Annotated in this window: 14 protein-coding genes and 1 other RNA gene; 10 read left to right on the top strand and 5 right to left on the bottom strand. The window is 33.0% G+C overall.

All coding sequences use genetic code 11. From position 1 onward, the window contains the following. Window positions 1-26: 26 nt before the first annotated feature. Entirely contained in the window at window positions 27-1,172 is a 1,146-nt protein-coding gene (locus BLT80_RS18530) for a cysteine desulfurase family protein (protein ID WP_092470803.1), read from the top strand. On the opposite strand, the gene BLT80_RS18525 is transcribed toward BLT80_RS18530, so the two are convergent. The 3 genes from BLT80_RS18525 to BLT80_RS18515 form a co-directional block, all read right to left on the bottom strand. Next, complete coding sequence (locus BLT80_RS18525; RefSeq protein ID WP_092470801.1) at window positions 1,162-2,973, bottom strand: T9SS type A sorting domain-containing protein; 1,812 nt, start codon at window positions 2,971-2,973, stop codon at window positions 1,162-1,164. The two genes, BLT80_RS18530 and BLT80_RS18525, sit on opposite strands and share 11 nt — an antisense overlap. A 141-nt stretch (window positions 2,974-3,114) precedes the next feature. Then, window positions 3,115-5,583: a TonB-dependent receptor gene (locus tag BLT80_RS18520; protein WP_092470799.1), complete on the bottom strand. Its 2,469-nt coding sequence runs from the start codon at window positions 5,581-5,583 to the stop codon at window positions 3,115-3,117. A gap of 207 nt (window positions 5,584-5,790) precedes the next feature. Beyond that, complete coding sequence (locus BLT80_RS18515; protein WP_092470797.1) at window positions 5,791-7,479, bottom strand: M23 family metallopeptidase; 1,689 nt, start codon at window positions 7,477-7,479, stop codon at window positions 5,791-5,793. A gap of 178 nt (window positions 7,480-7,657) precedes the next feature. Here BLT80_RS18515 and BLT80_RS18510 point away from each other — a divergent pair, with 178 nt between their 5' ends. The 6 genes from BLT80_RS18510 to BLT80_RS18485 all read left to right on the top strand — a co-directional run bounded on the left by BLT80_RS18510 (window position 7,658) and on the right by BLT80_RS18485 (window position 12,914). Continuing rightward, on the top strand, window positions 7,658-7,948 hold the full coding sequence (locus BLT80_RS18510; protein WP_092470795.1) for a hypothetical protein: 291 nt from the start codon (window positions 7,658-7,660) through the stop codon (window positions 7,946-7,948). 20 nt (window positions 7,949-7,968) lie between these two features. After that, window positions 7,969-8,256 (top strand): cell division protein ZapA, encoded by a 288-nt coding sequence (locus BLT80_RS18505; protein ID WP_020897946.1) that lies wholly within the window; start codon window positions 7,969-7,971, stop codon window positions 8,254-8,256. A 59-nt stretch (window positions 8,257-8,315) separates the two neighbouring features. Next, window positions 8,316-8,446: non-coding RNA, 6S RNA (gene ssrS / locus BLT80_RS18500), on the top strand. Window positions 8,447-8,504: 58 nt separating this feature from the next. Continuing rightward, window positions 8,505-10,082: a ribonuclease Y gene (gene rny / locus BLT80_RS18495; RefSeq protein WP_092470793.1), complete on the top strand. Its 1,578-nt coding sequence runs from the start codon at window positions 8,505-8,507 to the stop codon at window positions 10,080-10,082. A 170-nt stretch (window positions 10,083-10,252) separates the two neighbouring features. Beyond that, on the top strand, window positions 10,253-11,941 hold the full coding sequence (locus BLT80_RS18490) for a C1 family peptidase (protein WP_175455649.1): 1,689 nt from the start codon (window positions 10,253-10,255) through the stop codon (window positions 11,939-11,941). Between the two features lie 85 nt (window positions 11,942-12,026). Next, entirely contained in the window at window positions 12,027-12,914 is an 888-nt protein-coding gene (locus BLT80_RS18485) for a pentapeptide repeat-containing protein (protein WP_175455648.1), read from the top strand. Here BLT80_RS18485 and BLT80_RS18480 read toward each other — a convergent pair. Both BLT80_RS18480 and xerD read right to left on the bottom strand, forming a co-directional pair. Next, a complete protein-coding gene (locus tag BLT80_RS18480; protein ID WP_092470787.1) occupies window positions 12,911-14,107 on the bottom strand; it encodes a PAS domain-containing sensor histidine kinase in 1,197 nt (398 codons plus the stop codon). The two genes, BLT80_RS18485 and BLT80_RS18480, sit on opposite strands and share 4 nt — an antisense overlap. 60 nt (window positions 14,108-14,167) lie before the next feature. Next, the gene (gene xerD, locus BLT80_RS18475) at window positions 14,168-15,064 is read right to left on the bottom strand and encodes a site-specific tyrosine recombinase XerD (RefSeq protein WP_092470785.1); all 897 of its coding nucleotides are present in this window, start codon (window positions 15,062-15,064) and stop codon (window positions 14,168-14,170) included. An 85-nt stretch (window positions 15,065-15,149) separates the two neighbouring features. Here xerD and BLT80_RS18470 point away from each other — a divergent pair, with 85 nt between their 5' ends. The 3 genes from BLT80_RS18470 to BLT80_RS18455 all read left to right on the top strand — a co-directional run bounded on the left by BLT80_RS18470 (window position 15,150) and on the right by BLT80_RS18455 (window position 17,930). Further along, window positions 15,150-15,677: an outer membrane beta-barrel protein gene (locus tag BLT80_RS18470; RefSeq protein ID WP_092470783.1), complete on the top strand. Its 528-nt coding sequence runs from the start codon at window positions 15,150-15,152 to the stop codon at window positions 15,675-15,677. A 407-nt stretch (window positions 15,678-16,084) separates the two neighbouring features. Continuing rightward, the gene (locus tag BLT80_RS18465) at window positions 16,085-16,705 is read left to right on the top strand and encodes a porin family protein (protein ID WP_092470781.1); all 621 of its coding nucleotides are present in this window, start codon (window positions 16,085-16,087) and stop codon (window positions 16,703-16,705) included. A 640-nt stretch (window positions 16,706-17,345) separates the two neighbouring features. Further along, window positions 17,346-17,930 (top strand): OmpW family outer membrane protein, encoded by a 585-nt coding sequence (locus BLT80_RS18455; RefSeq protein ID WP_092470777.1) that lies wholly within the window; start codon window positions 17,346-17,348, stop codon window positions 17,928-17,930. Window positions 17,931-18,081: the final 151 nt, after the last annotated feature.

The raw sequence follows: 18,081 nt of genomic DNA, 5'->3' as shown, positions 1-18,081 counted from the left end.
CATAAAACTTCAATACCTATAAGCACATGAATTCAGTATATTTAGATAACGCAGCCACTACAGCTTTACGACCCGAAGTTGTTGAGCGCATGACGCAAGTGCTAAACGAAAGTTATGGAAATGCATCCTCTACACATAGTTTTGGTCGTTCGTCAAAAGCACTTTTAGAACAATGTAGAAAAAATATAGCTTCTTATTTTAATGTTTCGGCTTCAGAGATTGTTTTTACATCTGGAGGCACAGAAGCTGATAATTTGGCGATGCGAAGCGCTGTAAGAGATTTAGGTGTTACCGAAATAATTACGTCTAAAATTGAACATCATGCCGTTTTGCATACAGCAGAACAACTACAAAAAGAATATAACATAGATATACGCTATGTAGATTTAGACGATTGTGGTCTCGTAAATTTCACACATTTAGAGCATTTATTGCAATCTGCGAATAAGCCACTCGTAAGCTTAATGCATATTAATAATGAGGTTGGTAATATTTTAGATATTGAAAACGTAGCTAATCTCTGTAAAACACATAAGGCATTGTTTCATTCGGATATGGTACAATCTGTTGGGCATTACAAAATAGATTTAAAAGAAATCCCTATAGATTTTATGGCCGCTAGTGCGCATAAGTTTCATGGACCAAAAGGAGTTGGGTTTTGTTTTATACGAAAAGAATCAGGTTTAAAACCGTTGATTTTTGGAGGAGAGCAAGAGCGTGGTTATAGAGCAGGTACAGAATCTATACACAATATTGTAGGTATGGATGAAGCCTTAAAAATAGCATATGCTAATCTTGATGAGGATAAAAAATACGTTTCGGACTTAAAAGACTATTTCATTCAGCAAATAAAAACACATTTACCCGAGGCTAGTTTTAATGGTAGTTGTGAAACTGTTGAGAATAGTACATATACATTGATTAATGTCTGTTTACCAATTGCCCCAGCAAAAGCACCAATGTTACAGTTTCAACTCGATTTAAAAGGTATTGCCTGTTCAAAAGGAAGTGCTTGCCAAAGTGGAAGTAGTCAACAATCGCATGTGTTATCTGCAATTTTAGCTAATGATAAACTAAAACAACCTTCTGTGCGCTTTTCGTTCAGTATTTATAACACCAAAGAAGAGTTAGATTATGTGATTTCTGTTTTGAAAGAATTTGTTAATTCTTAACAATTATCTTTTGCGATTTCGCTGTTGTGTTTGCATGAGAAGTTACATTCACCACATATACACCATCACTTAAACGTAACGTAGATAAGTTATATAGATCTTCGACAGCATCAAAACGGACTTGAATCATACGTTTACCTGTAACATCGTAAACCGCTATAGTGTTAATATCTAAACCATTTGGGTTTTGTACAGATAGTTGGTGAAGATTATTGTCTTGGTTTATTGTTAATGCGGTGGTATCAAATTCTTCAACATCTAAAGCTTGATTTGTAAACACAATAGTAAAACGATCCGTATAATTACCTGGTGTGATGTTTAGTTCGTAATCCAAATTTCTTAAATTAACGTAGGTGTCAGTGTCATTATCATGAATGTAAATACCTTGAGAATCATCGAAATTCTGAATGTCAAATATTCTAAAACGCAACGGTTGTTCTTGTTCAATATTAATGGCTACAGGAATCACAAGTGCTTCTTCAAAAGGAAAAGCCTGACCAGAATACACCTTGTCATCTAAAGAAAAATAGGCATCTGAGTTGTAGCTTTCCGTACGGATTAATTCTAACCCATAATCAAATCCGGCAGTTGCAGAATCATGAAAATTCAAAACCAATTGTCTTGTGTATTGCGATTCGTCATCACTAAAATCGACATTAATTCTAAAGCGCTTATAATCTTCAGGTATAATAGAAAGTCCATTGTTTTGGTATTGAATTCCTGATGGTTCAGTCGTTTCAGAAGAATTAGAATCATTCGAGTTGCTTCTAAAAAAATAACTGTCACCATCAGATTCTTTTGCAAACGCACGATGTGAATTTCTTGCATATACTTTTGCGGGAACACTAGGTGTGCCTGCGATACCTTCAACCATAAAGCCTTGCCCAATTGGTATGTAGCGTAAAGCTTCCTTTGTACCAATGCCTCCTGGACCAGGTGGTAAAGGAAATGGTCCATTATCCTGCTCGTCATAAGTAAAGAAAACAGCAGGAGTGGTAGTAATAATTGCACCAGCAGCATCTATTGTAAATAAAGAGTACCCACCAATATAATCTTGTAACACATGAGAGGGTACATTACCATCTTGTTCCCAAAATTGTAAAGTGCCATTAATTGATGCTTGGTTGTCTACGTCGTGTATAAATGCAGCAGAATCCATAGCACTAGGATACGGATTGCCGACTAAAGTATTTAAGCCATTTGCGACATCATTCGTAATAGTACCATTATTTGGCTTGCCTCTAAAATCATAAATTTGACTTCCTACTAAACCCGTTCCGTTACCTTTCATGGTAAAACCAAGTCCTGGTTTTATATTTCCGGTAGCACCTACAAAAACCCAATCGAGATATTGATCAGACGTTTGATATGTCCATAACCAACGTTGGGATATAGTTAAAGGGCTGGAAGAGCCATCATAACTAGAGGTAAATAATGCATCAGCACTAGAGATTAATCCTGTAGCATCATCAATTAAATTAACGCGTGCATCTTCATTTCCAAAAGCTGCTGAATTATTTCCAATAGGGGAACACCAATAATTATAACTCCATTGGTTTACGGTTCCCGTTTGATAGACACTTAATTGACCATTACCAGAGTTGCCAGTAGTCCCATTGCCTTGAAGTAGTTGAGCTTCGTCTCTTAGATATATTTTTGAATCTGCATCATCAATGTTAACATCATCCGTAACATAAATAGATTGGTTTTTCACAAAAACATACGCGTCATTTTGAACACTAAGTTGAGCAAAAGAAATACTACAGCAAAGGAGTAGAAATGAACTGAGGGAAAGTTTCATAATTTTTAAATTTTGAACTAAAGTTTAAAGAGAGTAAAGTACCTAAAAAAATTAGCTAGTCAAAATTAGTCATATAAAATGATTTCAATTTGCTGAATTCATCCAAAAGCATACTCATTTCGTTCTAAAACAGGATATAATCTAAAAACGGGCAGACAATCTCACATTAAAGACACGTGGTGTTAGATAATTTGGAATCGCATATTGTTGCTTGCTATATACATCTCTAACCCAAGTATTGGTAATAGAGTTTTGGTTGTTAAACATATTATAGATTTCAAAACCGATAGATAATTCTCTAAACGCTTCTTTCCATTTAGAATTGTATGTTTTTTCAGGATTAACTATTTCATATGAAATTCCTAAATCGGCACGTCTATAATCACGCAGTCTCAATTGATAATTATAAGGATCTGCATAACTCGGAGAACCACCAGGAACGCCTGTGTTATACACTAAATTCAAATACATTTTTAAATCTGGCATGTTCGGCACATAATCCTGAAACAAAGCTCCAAATTTTAAACGTTGATCTGTAGGTCTGGCAATATAACCACGGTCATCAATATTTTCTTCTGTTTTTAAATAACCAAAGCTAAACCAAGATTCTGTGCCTGGTACAAATTCTCCATTAAGTCTTAAATCTAAACCGTAAGCATAAGCTTTTGCATTGTTGTCGGCACTGTAGCGAATTCTTACGTTTTCTAAAGTGTAAGGATTAACATCAGTCATTCCTTTATAATAGGCTTCGGTAACTAGTTTAAATGGTCGGTCCCATATTTCGAAACTATATTCATTACCCAAAACAATATGAAACGATTTCTGTGCTTTAACGTTAGGATTCACGACGCCTTCAGAATCTCTCAACTCTCTATAAAAAGGAGGTTGGTAATACAAACCTGCAGCAACTCTAAAGAGCATGTCTTTTTCCCAATTAGGTTTAATAGCAAACTGCCCTCTTGGACTAATAACGGTTTGTGTTTTATTATCTGTAATGCCATCGCCACTGACATTCCAAGTATGTGTTCTTACACCAGCGTTATAAAATACCTCGTTGCCATTCCAATCCGTTCGTTTACTGTATTGTGCAAAAGCTTGAAGTCTATTTATTTGTATACGATTTGTGGCTCTAGTATCTTCAAATGCAACTAATGGTCCAGAAAAAGGAGTATAAGGTTGTGGATTTGTTTGACTAAAGATTGGAGGTCTAATTGAAAACCCAGCAGAATCTATAACTTCGTATTCAACCAAGCGATCTCTAATATCTTCATTCGTGTATTTTACAGACCACTCAACAGTACTTTCGTCATCAATTTTATAATCTCCTCGGTGTTCGGCATTAATAATGAAGGCATCTAAATCGTTACGCGCATGGGTTAATTGTGATCCGATTCCTTCACTAAACTCGACCTCTCCTAAATTTTCATCTCCAATATTCGTATTGACTTCTCCTAAACGGTATTGTGCCAAGATGTCGAAGTATTCTTGTTCTGTAGTATGATAAGCCGAAGCCACGAGTTTAAGCGTTAAATCTTCACTCGCAAAATAATTAGCTTTAAAAGCACCAAAATAGGTTTGGTATTGGTCTTTTTCTTGACCATCATAAAACACTAATAGCGCAACTGGGTCTTGTAAGGTTCCGAAATTAGTTTGTCTGTTTTCGGGTTTAAAATTGTATTTGTTTGAAGAGATATTCCCTAAAAAATTTAAATGAAATTTACTAGAAAAGCGGTACGTTAAATAGGTTTGTGCATCTGCAAAGACAGGTTCTACATTGCCTTCAGTCTCAAGACTATTTAGTAATAAACTATTGTCTCTATAACGTACACCTGCAATTCCTGAAAACTTACCATCTTTTGAAACAGTTTCAGCAGTAAGACTTCCTCCGAGTAAACTTAAATCTGCTCGTATACCGAAGTCAACCGGATTTCGATAGGTGATATCTAAAACAGACGATAACTTATCTCCATACTTCGCTTGAAATCCACCAGCTGAAAAATCGACATTATGGACCATATCGGTATTCACAAAACTCAAACCTTCTTGGTTTCCTGAACGAATTAAAAATGGTCTATAGACTTCAATTTCGTTGACATAAACTAAGTTTTCATCAAAATTCCCACCTCGTACAGAATATTGTGTACTTAATTCATTAGAAATATTAACTCCCGGTAATGTTTTTAAAATGTTCTCAACTCCTGGTTGTGCCCCTTTAATAGTTCTAATCATTTGTGGTGAAATGGAGGTGACTCCATCAACCGATTGTCTGGTGTTTGTATTAATAACCACCGTGGCAATTTGTTCAATCTCAATGAGCATTACAGGGTTGTATTCTATTTCTTGTCCGTTTTTTAAGTTGAATTTTTGTTCCACGCGCTTATGAGAAACGTGCGTGTAAATTACAGTAACTTCAACTCCAAAAGGGATTTTGAGTTCGTAAAACCCATTGCTGTTGGTCGCTGTGCCTTCGCCTGTATTTGTTGTGATATTTACTCCTTCTATAGGAAAATTACCTTCATCTAAAATAACACCTCTAATTATTGCGGATTGCGAAAAGGAAAGCAAACTAAACAGTAAGCTTATAAGGACTATAAAATGTAAGCGTTTCAAATATTTTATTTTTTTTAGTTAGCTTGAAATCAGGGTTTAGTATTAAACTTTAAATCTTTCTTGATATTGTATTAGACAGTTATTTTATCCAAACCAAAAAAGGAAAGGCCAAAAAGTAACTCGAAAAGTACAATAAACTTCAATTTACAGTTAGCTTAAATCAATGCGTAAAATTAATTTAAACTAAAGGTGTAAGAAAATTAGAGTCTATTTTCTAAAAAATGTCGCTTCAAATGTAGAACTATTTCCAACATTATCTGTTACAATTATTTTTAATTCGTTCTTGGTATCTTTTACGATATTATCATTAAAATCGTGTATTAAAGTATCTGTTTTATAATCGTATTCCATTAAAATCCATTTGCCATTAACTGTGGCTCTATATTTACTAATCCCAGTTAATTTGTCATCAATTTTAACTTTAAGATAGCGATAGTTACTGATCCATTTCTTATCATGAAAGTTGATAGGTGTTATAGTCGGAGGATCCATGTCAGTTGATAATGCATAGGTTCCTAAAGCTTTGCTACTAGCAGTTAAAATATTACCTTTCCGAGAAGTAGAAACATAGTAAGGCTTCCAATAATTACCATAAAATCTGGCGACATAAAGTTTGTCTTGATGTTCAGCTTTGTAATTGCTTAAGTCGTAATTAATATAAAAATTTTTCTGCATGGCGATGTTGTCATCACCAAGGAAAAGCGTATCAGAGCTGACTTTGAAATCAATATAGGAATCATCATACACTGTGTTTGGGTAGAAGTCAACAGTGATGTTTCCTGAAGTTAATTTTGTGGCTTTATCACTACTCACAAACGATTTTTTAGAGACATCCAAAATGCTATCTTTCTCAATAGTTTCAAGTTTTCCGTTTATAGGGATAACCACCCAAGATTCATTTTGGTTGTAATCTCGAATTCTCACTTTATAAACCGATGAGGTGCTGTCTTTTATTTCAACATAACCATTGTCATAAACATCTTTATAAATACTTAAAGGATTATTCTTTTGAATAAAAAGCTTTTGGATTTTAGCTTTCTTACTCACAAAATATTCATAGTCTAACAGTCGTTTTATGTGTTTGGTTTCTTCAAAACTAATACGTTTAAAATCAATTTCTAAGCTTTTATTTCCATTGAAAAACGTTTGAATATTACTCACTCCATTGTTATTTGGAGCTAAATCTTGTTTGTCAAAAGAGATGACACCAAAACCAACATTACCATAAGCCTTAATTTCTTCCACAGCATAATCTCCAGATTTTTGCGGAATTAATCGTAGTGGAACACGTTCGTTTTTACCATTAATAGTTGCATTTTCATCTTTAGGATAAGCAAAAACACCTGAAACATAAGGTGGTTTAGAGTCTTTAACTTCCATACCAAACAGTAATGGGTTCATTGGTCGTTCTAAGTTGTCTCTTATTTCAAAATGTAAATGAGGGCCACCAGAACTCCCTGTATTACCAGAATAAGCTATTACTTCGTCTGGCTGAATTAGCAATTCTTCGCTATGTGGAAATACCTCTACCTCAAAACTTTCTTTATCGTATTGGCATTGCTTAATATAAGCTTCTAAGCGTTCAGAGAATTTTTGAAGATGACCATAAACGGTGGTATAGCCATTAGGATGGGTTATATAGATCGCTTTTCCGTAACCAAAATGTGAGATCTTTATTCTACTGATATAGCCTTCTGCAGCCGCATAAACTTTTAGGCCTTCTTTTTGTTGCGTTTTAATATCTAATCCACCATGAAAATGAGTAGATCGAAGCTCTCCAAACGTACCCGCAAGCACTAAGGTAATATCCAATGGATGTCTAAAATAATCTTGTGGGTATTCTGATTGCCCGTAAACAGAACACGATATTAAAAAAATGAGAAAAAATTGTTTCATAAAATCAACTATTATAGCGAAAATATCAATTTGATTACGATTTGCAAATTATAAAATCGTATTATTTTTATTAACGGTTTAATTCACTTGAACTTATAATATTAAAAAATAAATGTAAAAGAATTGTATTTCTTCATTAGGTATGTTAACTTTGTTTCGATAGTATTGAATTGCTTTAATGAGTAAAATAGAAGACATTGTTGATGCGTTAGAGAATAAAATCAGTAAGATTTTACATAAGCAGGAGGTTTTAAAACAGACCAATGCTAAACTCTCAGATCAATTAGAACAGCAACAACAAAGGCTTCTAGAGCAGCAGGAAGAAATTTCTGCTTGGGTAGAAAAATATGATACACTCAAAATGGCGAATTCAATGCTTGGTAGTGACGAAAATAAACGAGAAACGAAGCTCAAAATAAATGCACTTATTAGAGATATTGACCACTGTATAGGACAATTATCAGAATAATATTGTAAATTTAGATTATAATGTCAGAACAATTAAAAATTAAACTTTCTATTGCAAATAGAGTTTATCCATTGACGATAAACCCAAGCCAAGAAGAAGGTTTACGTAAGGCCACAAAAAAAATTGAGGCTATGATTGGACAATTTGAGCAGAATTATTCTGTAAGAGATAAGCAAGATGTTTTGGCCATGTGTGCCTTGCAGTTTGCCGCTCAAGTAGAGCAAAAGTCAATAGATAAAGAGTATGTAAATGAAGAGGTACAGGAAAAGCTAGAAGCTTTAAATGAACTTTTAAATCAACATATTTAACTCGTACGTTCTTTTAAATACATAAGGTTACTGCCTACATTAGTTACATTTTTTGATAAACTCAACGATCAATTCTTTAAAAAGGGTGAGTTTAAGTTGTAAAATCGTGCTGTTAGTGCTGAACTCGTTTCAGTATCTTAGACAGATTTTTGATCAGCTTGTTAGCCCTAAACTTGTTTTTAAGGAGTTTATACAAAACCGATAACTGATGTAGGCTTTTTTTTTATACACTAAACTAAATAATGAACATGGACACTAACACAATTTTATATATTGTTGGAGGAGTAATATTAGGAGTAATACTAGGATATATAATAGCTAAATCTTTAGAAAAAGGTAAAGCTTCAAAACTAATTGCAAATGCAGAAAGTGAATCTCAATCTATTTTAAAACAAGCAAAATCGGAAGGAGAATCTCTAAAAAAAGATAAAATACTACAGGCTAAAGAAAAATTTATTGAGCTAAAATCAGAACATGAAAAAGTGATTTTATCTCGTGATAAAAAAATGGCTGAAGCGGAAAAGCGCATTAGAGATAAAGAATCGCATGTTTCTAATGAACTTAGTAAATCAAAAAAGGCTAATCAATCTCTTGAAGATAAAATTAAGGATTATGATTTTAGATTAGAATTTCTAGATAAAAAGCAAGAGGAAATAGAAAAGGCGCATAAAAGCCAAATAAAACAGTTAGAAGTCATTTCTTCATTATCTGCAGAAGAAGCAAAAAGTCAATTGGTAGAATCGCTTAAAGAAGAAGCTAAGACGGATGCTTTGGTGTTTATTCAAAATCACTTAGAAGAAGCTAAGTTAACAGCACAACAAGAAGCAAAGAAGATTATTATAAATACCATTCAACGTATTGGAACAGAAGAAGCTGTTGACAATTGTGTGTCTGTATTTAATATAGAGTCTGATGATGTTAAAGGTAGAATTATTGGTAGAGAAGGTCGAAACATTAGAGCTATTGAAGCGGCTACTGGTGTTGAGATTATTGTAGATGATACGCCGGAAGCTATTATCTTATCTTGTTTTGATTCTGTAAGACGTGAAATTGCACGTTTATCATTACACAAATTGGTGACTGATGGTAGAATACATCCTGCAAGAATTGAAGAGATCGTTAAGAAGACCGAAAAGCAAATTGAACAAGAAATTATAGAAGTAGGTAAGCGTACGGTTATCGATTTAGGAATTCATGGTTTACACCCTGAGTTGATTAAAATGGTAGGTCGTATGAAATACCGTTCGTCTTACGGACAAAACTTACTACAACACTCACGTGAAGTTGCTAAACTTTGTGGCGTAATGGCAGCTGAACTAGGTTTAAATCCTAAATTAGCAAAACGTGCAGGTTTATTACATGATATCGGAAAAGTACCATCATCTGAAACAGATGTTGAAACTCCACACGCTATCTTGGGAATGCAATGGGCAGAGAAACATGGTGAAAAACCAGAGGTTTGTAATGCTATTGGAGCTCACCACGATGAAATTGAAATGACAACGTTATTAGCACCAATTATTCAAGTGTGTGATGCTATTTCTGGTGCAAGACCAGGTGCAAGACGTCAAGTATTAGATTCTTATATACAACGTTTAAAAGATTTAGAAGATGTGGCCTTTGGGTTTACAGGTGTTAAGAAAGCTTATGCGATACAAGCCGGTAGAGAACTGCGTGTTATTGTAGAAAGCGAAAAAGTTACAGATGAGCGCGCTGCAGGTTTATCATTTGAGATTTCTCAAAAAATACAAACCGATATGACGTATCCTGGACAAGTAAAAGTTACAGTGATTAGAGAGACGAGAGCAGTGAATATTGCAAAATAATAAGAGTTACATATGTATTACTAAAATCCGGTTTTATACCGGATTTTTTTATGCCTTTTTTTAACTATCAATTAAATAAAATTAATGGCTCTTTAAAGTTAGACTTTTTTTTTGATGACATTTTTAATAGGCTTCGATGTTTAAGTATATCAACTATTAAATCAATTATTATGAAAAAAATCAATTTCTTGCTGTTTGCTTTTTTTGCATTACAATTAAGTGTCTTTGTCAGTTGTGATAAAGATAGTGAACCTATTGACGACGATGGTGGTGGTGGTGGACCACAAGCAGAATACGCATTAGGATGGAGTGGAGAGGACGACTTGGAAACCATTCCGACTTCAACCAATTTCAGTTTTGGGAACACCAGCTTACCTTCTTCTGTAGACTTGGTGCCTAAATTTCCTCCAATTGGAGATCAAGGTCAATATGGGACGTGTGTATCTTGGGCAGTAGGCTATAATATTAAGACTGCTTTAAATGGAATGAGTAAAGGCTATTCTACATCACAATTGGCTTCTACTTCCAACCAATTTAGCCCTAAAGATTTATTTACAGCTATTCCAGACAACATGAAAGGCGAAGATTGTAATGGAACTAATTTTTCTGAGGCACTCACTATTCTTCAAGATAGAGGTGTTGCTACTATGCAAACTGTACCCTATAGTGCTCTTGGAGATTGTTCTAGCTCTAATTTACAATCGAGTTGGACGAATGAAGCTAGTCAAAATAAAATAAAATATTGGAGAAAAATAGAGGCGAGTATTCAAAGTGTTAAACAGAATTTAGCGAATAATATTCCTGTAATATTAGGTGCGAAACTAGCCGATAATTTTATGAGTTGGGATAGTAATGTGGTTTTATCTTCGAGTACATCTTATAATAATGTAGGGCAACATGCTTATCACGCGATGGTCATTGCAGGGTATGATGATTCAAAAGGATCTGCGGGTGCTTTTAAAGTTATTAATTCTTGGGGTGACTTTTGGGGAGACAACGGATACATTTGGATAGACTATAACTATATGTTGAATGAGTTTTGTTCTGGTGGTAATGGTGACAAGCCACTTTTTATAGCGTCAGATCAAGAGGGAGGGGGAGATAATAATCCTCCAGATAATGTAGATCCGGTCACTACAGGTGTAGATTTAGCTCCATGGGTTTTTGCAGATTATTCAAATTATCAGTTGAGTGGAATTCCAAATGAACGTGTGATTGATTTTAATATTTACAATATTGGAAACCAAACAGCTTCGGCAAATGATGATTGGTCTATCTATTATATTTATTTCAATGCGTATAATGCTAATGATTATGGTGTAATTTATTATGATCAATTCAACACCTCAATTGCTCAAAACACCTACAATTGCCCAACAGCGGATAACTGTGTTTTTAATTTAGAAATTCCATCTGGTAGTAGTTTTACACAAACGGCTTGGGGATTAGATAGTCAGGTGAGAACCTATTATATGCCAGAATTATCAGGATATTATTATTTGGTTCTCATTGCGGATGCTGAAGACAAATTTAATGAACAAGATGAGTTGAACAATCTCTTTTATACAACTCTAAATCCAAAATATTTTGATTTTGGTTACAGTTCTAGATCATCATCTCAAGACGGAAACGAGACCAGTGATAATTTTAGTCAATTCAATTTTGTTAATAACGGTGAGCCAAACTTACAGGCTTTAAAGAAAAATAATCACCAAACCGTGGTTACGGATAATTTTAAAAATGCCTATACACAACAGGAAATTTTAGAGTTTATCAAACGTGAAAAAATCAACGGAAATATCGATAGTAAAGTTGATGCTTATATTCAACATACTAAGGATAAATATTATGGAAATTAAGATTTAAATAATTTATGAAGTTTCAATGCCTATGTTCATTAACGTTAGCATAGGCTTAGAAACTTCATTTCAATATATAAACTACATGAAACATTTCGTTTTAGTATTGCTCGCATTTGTCCAATTATCTTGTGCAACTCAAAATTCTTCACCTGGTGAAGATAACAGCATTAAAAAATTAATCATAAAAGATCAACCCGTTTATATTGAAAACAAGACGATTAATGATATTGTTGATTTTACGTTTTTTTTAGAAAAACATCTCATTAGTGAAGGTGTTTATCAGGTTAATGTAAAATCCGGTATTACCTTTAAAAAATGTATTTTCAAGAAGCCTGTAACTGCTTTTAGGAAAATGGTGGATGGTAAGATTGTACTTACATCTTTTCAAGGGAACGTATCGTTTATAGATTGTGTTTTTCAAGACGAGGTAAATTTTAGAGGAAGCCGCATTATGGGTAGAACAGATTTTACGGGGTCAACCTTCAATGATAGCGCTAATTTTGAAGAATTAAACTGTTATGACAATGCCTATTTCAATCAATGTGTGTTTGAAGGAGTGTCACGATTTCAAAATGCATTTTTCAATCAAAAAGCTAATTTTATGAGTGCTGAATTTGATGAAGTTATAAGCTTCCAAAACAGTATGTTTAATTCAGAATTACAATTTAGTGCGAGCAAGTTCTATAAATATGCGGATTTCACATTAGTTGACTGTAGAGGGAAAGTCCTTTTTAATTATGCTGAATTTACTGAAAAAGCAGATTTTAGCCATTCCATATTTGCTCAAGATTTCCACTTTGTAAGCACAAAAAACAATACTACTAATTTTAACAACTGTAGATTTTTAGGAAAAGTTAGCTTTAATAAGCTAGACGTTTTAAACACGTTGAGTCTTAATGAAAGCTATTTTTTGTTAGACATGCCCAAAATAGATGTTTCATCAAAAAAACTAATTAAAAATAGCAACTAAGCTTGGTCAGAAACAAGTGCTTTTTGCTTTTTAAAAGTTAGAATGAACGCAGTACCTTCATTAAGTTTACTTTCTAATTCAATTTCACCATTTAAAGCTTCAACCTGTGTTTTTGTGATATAGAGTCCAATACCTCTAGAGTCTTTTCTATCTGTGCCATGAAATGTTTGGTACATGTCAAATAATTGATCCTTAAATTTTGCGGTGTCTATACCTATTCCATTATCTGAAATAAGAATTTTTATCGTGTCTTTAGTATGAATAGATTGAATAACTATTTGAGATTTTTTATTAGGATCTGCATATTTTATACCGTTTGAAATTATGTTGTAAAACACGCTTTCTAAATAAGACCGGTTAGAAAATAAGGTTTCATCTTGTCTTAAGGCATTGTGGATCGTAACCTCGTTTTTGGTACTGTCTAATGTTAAACTTTCTGATATTTTGCTAATACAGCTGTGTAAGTTGATATGCTCATTAAACTGGTGTAAATTCACTTTAGACTTTATACTAATAATGTCATCTAAATCAACTATTGTTGTTGTTAACGATTCTGAAATAGATCTTAAATGCCCAATAAGTTCTTTTTTTTCAGATTCTTCTTTAGCCTCATCATAAAACTCTAATATGTTCTTTAGATTCCCAATATGAGTATTCAAATTATGAGAAACGATATGAGTAAAACTGTATAATCGTTTGTTTTGACTAGTGATAAGTTGAAGGTTTTTTTTGAGTTGCGCTTCACTGTTTTTAGTCGTGGTTATATCTGTATGGGTGCCAATAATACGAGAAGGTTTGCCTTTATGATCTCTTTTTGCAATTTTTCCTTTATCTAAAATCCATTTATAAGAACCATTTTTACATTGAATACGATATTCATGTTCATACAAATCAATTTTACCATCCAATAAGGAATTAAAATCACTGTAGTAGGATTCCTTATCATCTTCATGCACCTTATTATCCCAAAATTCAGAAGTGTTTTTTAGCTCATTTTCAGCATAACCAATAATCTGTTTCGATTCTTTAGAGTAAAATACTTTGTTGGTAATAATATTCCAATCCCAAAGTCCAACATTAGATAATTCTAATGCAATTCTATGTTTCTCGTCTTCTAGTGAGCACTCCGAGGTTGTGCCGTTTTTATAACGATTTGACTTATAGTTTTTTAGGCTTAGACTGGGGAATTTCATTGCTTTTTCTTTAATTTTAAGACACAAATAGAATCAGTTTGTCACAATAAAAATGATGTTTTATTTTCTTGGATGAAATTTATTTAAAACCTCACTGAGATGAGAACGATCTACATGCATATATATTTCAGTAGTGGTAATACTTTCATGGCCAAGCATCATTTGTATAGCTCTTAGATCTGCTCCATTTTCTAATAAATGTGTCGCGAAAGAATGTCTAAAAGTATGTGGTGATACGTTTTTATTTAATCCTGTTTTTTCTACAAGTTGTTTGATGATCGTAAAAATCATAGCTCTTGTGAGTTGTTTGCCGCGCCTATTTAAAAATAATATATCTCTGTGTGCATCAATCACAGGTATATGAGGTCTAATATCTTTAATATATATAGTAATGTATTTTTTAGTTAATGGACTTATAGGTACAAAACGTTGTTTATCACCTTTTCCTGTAACTTTTATAAAATCTTCTTCAAAAAATAAATCAGATAGCCTAAGGTTGGTCAGCTCACTAACACGTAAGCCGCAACTGTATAAAGTTTCTATAATCGCTCTGTTGCGTTCTCCTTGTGGTAACGATAAATCTATAGCAGAGATTAACGCATCTATTTCATCTATAGATAACGTATCTGGCAACTTTCTGCCAATTCTTGGGGACTCAATTAAATCTACAGGATTATTTGTTCTATAATTTTCAAAAATTAGGTAATCAAAAAAATTGCGAAGTCCAGAAATCAATCGCGCTTGCGATCTTGGATTTAAGGATTTTGATACCGAGTATATAAATTGCCTTAAACTTTCCGATTCAATTGTCAGTGGACTTTCAGTACTCTCAAATTCATAAAGATATTTGATGAGTTTCTTTACATCAAAAGTGTAATTATCAATTGTGTTCTGGGCTAGACCTCTTTCGATCTTTAAATATTCTATGTACATTTTTATGGCATCTTCCCACTTCATTTAATATTTTTTTTTGAAATCATGCTCACATTTATAAATATAATCGATATGTAAATATATAACGAACTTTAAAACAATTTAAATTATGAAAAATTTATTTTTTGCTGCGTTTGCAGTATTTGCTTTTACAAGCATTAATGCACAATCATTTGGTGCTTTGGGCGGATTATCTTTATTGTCAGCTAAGGTTGAACAAAGTGGTTTTCAGGGTAGTAAAGACTCTCAGGCAGGGTTTCATTTTGGAGCTTTTGGGGAATTTAAAATATCAGACCAGTTTGCGATTCAACCAGAATTAACGTTTACAATCGCGGGTGATGTTTCCATTTTTTCTATTAATGGAATCGCTAAATACTATGTAGCGGAAGGCTTTAATGTCCAAGCAGGTCCACAAATTGGATTTGTAGGTGGTGATTTTGCTAAATCAATTGATACTTATGATAGTGGCTCAAAATTAAATTTTCAACTGGCATTTGGCAGTGGATATGATATTACCGAAAACGTCTTTGTGCAAGCGCGTTATGGTTTTCAATTGAATAATCATTATACCGGTAGTGTAGATGCGAAATCTAAACTCACAGGATTTTTATTCACGGTAGGCTACAAATTTATTTAATTCAAATAAATTTTATAAATAGGTTTTAACAGACGGTTTAACCTTAATAGGTAGCCCACAATTTGAATAGCATTTCGTTAGAAGCGATGGAGAGAATGCTATTCAAATTATGGGCTATGCTATAACTTAGGTATTGCCAATCGGGCAGATTCTGATGGGTTTAATAATAACTTGGGTACATTTCAGTTTAGTGTGGGCTTTAGATTAATTAAGGTAGGTATACTGCTAAAACTGAAAAACATGAATTAAGTTTGTGTTAAATTGTTAATAAGTTAAATTTTAAACATCTAAAAATAAGTTAGTTATTTGCAAGTGTTAAAAATAATGTTAATAACTATACGGTGAAATTTTCATATTAAATAAAAAAGGCTTTAGTTTGTAGTAATCAATTTAAAACTTATAATATTATGAAAAAATTATTTTTATGTGCTGCGTTTGCAGCGTTTGCTTTTACAAATGTAAATGCTCAAGAAGTGAAATTTGGTGCTAAGGCTGGTTTAAATCTTGCTACTATTGGTGGTGATTTTGAAGATGCAGAGTCTCTTACATCATTCCATATTGGAGGTGTTGCTGAGATTATGATTTCTGACAAATTCTCTGTACAGCCAGAATTATTGTATAACTCTGTAGGTGCATCAACTGATTATACTGAATCTTTTGAAGGTGTTACTGTAAATGCTGAAGGTAAAATAAAATTAAACTACATTAGCTTGCCTATTATGGCAAAGTATTATGTGGCTGAAGGTTTTAGTGTTGAGGCAGGTCCACAAATAGGTTTTTTGATGTCAGCAAATGAAGAATATGAAGTTTCTGGTGGAGGTTTTTCGGAAAGCGGTGATGAGGATGTAAAAGATAACTTCAAAAGTATAGATTTTGGATTTGGTATAGGTGCTGGATACAAAATGGAGAGTGGTTTAAATTTTGCATTACGCTATAACTTAGGTTTATCTAATATTGCAGAGGATGCTGGTGATGATTTTTCAGCACAGAATAATGTATTTCAAGTATCAGTAGGATATACGTTCTAAGTAGAATTACTTATTTCAAAATAAATATCAAAGAGAGGCAATTTGCCTCTCTTTTTTTGTTTAAAAACTTTCAGTAGAAGAAGAGTCAGTCTCAATTAATGGTTCAGGAGTCTATTTCAGTTTTTACAGTCTTTACTATAGATGAAAATTTTATATCCATCCAAAATTACAATATGCTTTTATAATGCAAGGTCATATTAAGGAGACGTTTTAGTGATGCCAATATTAGGTAAGTATAAACCCAATGAAAAATTCAGCGTTTTACTTGGGGCACAATTAGATTATATCCTAGAAGAAGGAATAAAAAGGTTAGGCATAAGGATAGCGATTGGTTTATCATATGATGTTACAAAACATTTTTTAATCGATTTACATTATTCTTATAGATTGACTAATAGAATAGAAGATATGGAAGATTTCGATTTTAAATTCAGTAGCAACTTTTTTCAACTTAGGATAGTTAATTTGCCATAATCTGAAAATATATTGTTTATTGTAAAACAGCTAATTAGCTGTTTTATCTGATTAAAAACATATAATATCGATGAAATACACTATATTTTAACATAATTGCGCTTTGTACTATAGAACTAAAGTCTACATTTGCCGACCAATTAAATTATCAATTTAAACTTAAATTATGAAAAAATTATTATTTACAGCTGCAGTAGCAGTATTAGGATTTACAAGTGTAAGTGCACAAGAAGAAGCTACAACTACAGGTTTTGCTAAAGGTGACCTTTTTGTTAGTGGTTCTGTTGGTTTTAACAGTTCTAAAACTGGTGATGCTAAAAGTAACGATTTAAACTTTTCTCCATCTGTTGGTTATTTTATTTCTGAAAACATAGCTTTAGAAGTTAACCTTATGGTAGGTACTGAGGAGAATGCAGCAGAAGATAAATTAACAAGTGTTGGTGCTGGTTTAGGTGCGACTTATTTCTTTACTCCTTCTAGTAAATTTTCATTTACAGTAGGTGCTGGTGTTGATTACGCAAACAGTAAGTTTGAGCCTAATGGAGGTGGTGAAGCAAAAGTAGATACTTTTGGATTTGCTGTTGCACCAGGTGTACATTATTTTATTTCAGACAAATTTGCTTTAAGAGCTTCAGTAGGTGCTTTATCTTACGAAAGTACTAAAGTTGATGGAGCTGATGATGCAACAAACGATTTTGGATTAAACATTGATTTGTCTGATATCAACTTTGGTATCGTTTACAAATTCTAATAAATTTAAAATTTATTTTATATTAAAAACCGAAGCAATCGCTTCGGTTTTTTTATGCGCATATTTTATATATTTACTACATGAAACGAGCATGCTGAAAGTTTTGTTTCAAATGAAGTGTTTACTAGCGAACAGCATGTGACCATAAAAA

The sequence above is a fragment of the Winogradskyella thalassocola genome (genome assembly GCF_900099995.1).
GTDB classification, from domain to species: domain Bacteria; phylum Bacteroidota; class Bacteroidia; order Flavobacteriales; family Flavobacteriaceae; genus Winogradskyella; species Winogradskyella thalassocola.
Note: the sequence above shows the minus strand (reverse complement) of the source record. Positions and strands in the feature narration are given on the sequence as shown.

Coding starts and splice junctions, on each gene's coding strand:
- BLT80_RS18530 (WP_092470803.1), top strand. CDS start 27: ATGAATTCAGTATATTTAGATAACGCAGCCACTACAGCTTTACGACCC.
- BLT80_RS18525 (WP_092470801.1), bottom strand. CDS start 2,973: ATGAAACTTTCCCTCAGTTCATTTCTACTCCTTTGCTGTAGTATTTCT.
- BLT80_RS18515 (WP_092470797.1), bottom strand. CDS start 7,479: ATGAAACAATTTTTTCTCATTTTTTTAATATCGTGTTCTGTTTACGGG.
- BLT80_RS18510 (WP_092470795.1), top strand. CDS start 7,658: ATGAGTAAAATAGAAGACATTGTTGATGCGTTAGAGAATAAAATCAGT.
- BLT80_RS18505 (WP_020897946.1), top strand. CDS start 7,969: ATGTCAGAACAATTAAAAATTAAACTTTCTATTGCAAATAGAGTTTAT.
- rny (WP_092470793.1), top strand. CDS start 8,505: ATGGACACTAACACAATTTTATATATTGTTGGAGGAGTAATATTAGGA.
- BLT80_RS18490 (WP_175455649.1), top strand. CDS start 10,253: ATGAAAAAAATCAATTTCTTGCTGTTTGCTTTTTTTGCATTACAATTA.
- BLT80_RS18485 (WP_175455648.1), top strand. CDS start 12,027: ATGAAACATTTCGTTTTAGTATTGCTCGCATTTGTCCAATTATCTTGT.
- BLT80_RS18480 (WP_092470787.1), bottom strand. CDS start 14,107: ATGAAATTCCCCAGTCTAAGCCTAAAAAACTATAAGTCAAATCGTTAT.
- xerD (WP_092470785.1), bottom strand. CDS start 15,064: ATGAAGTGGGAAGATGCCATAAAAATGTACATAGAATATTTAAAGATC.
- BLT80_RS18470 (WP_092470783.1), top strand. CDS start 15,150: ATGAAAAATTTATTTTTTGCTGCGTTTGCAGTATTTGCTTTTACAAGC.
- BLT80_RS18465 (WP_092470781.1), top strand. CDS start 16,085: ATGAAAAAATTATTTTTATGTGCTGCGTTTGCAGCGTTTGCTTTTACA.
- BLT80_RS18455 (WP_092470777.1), top strand. CDS start 17,346: ATGAAAAAATTATTATTTACAGCTGCAGTAGCAGTATTAGGATTTACA.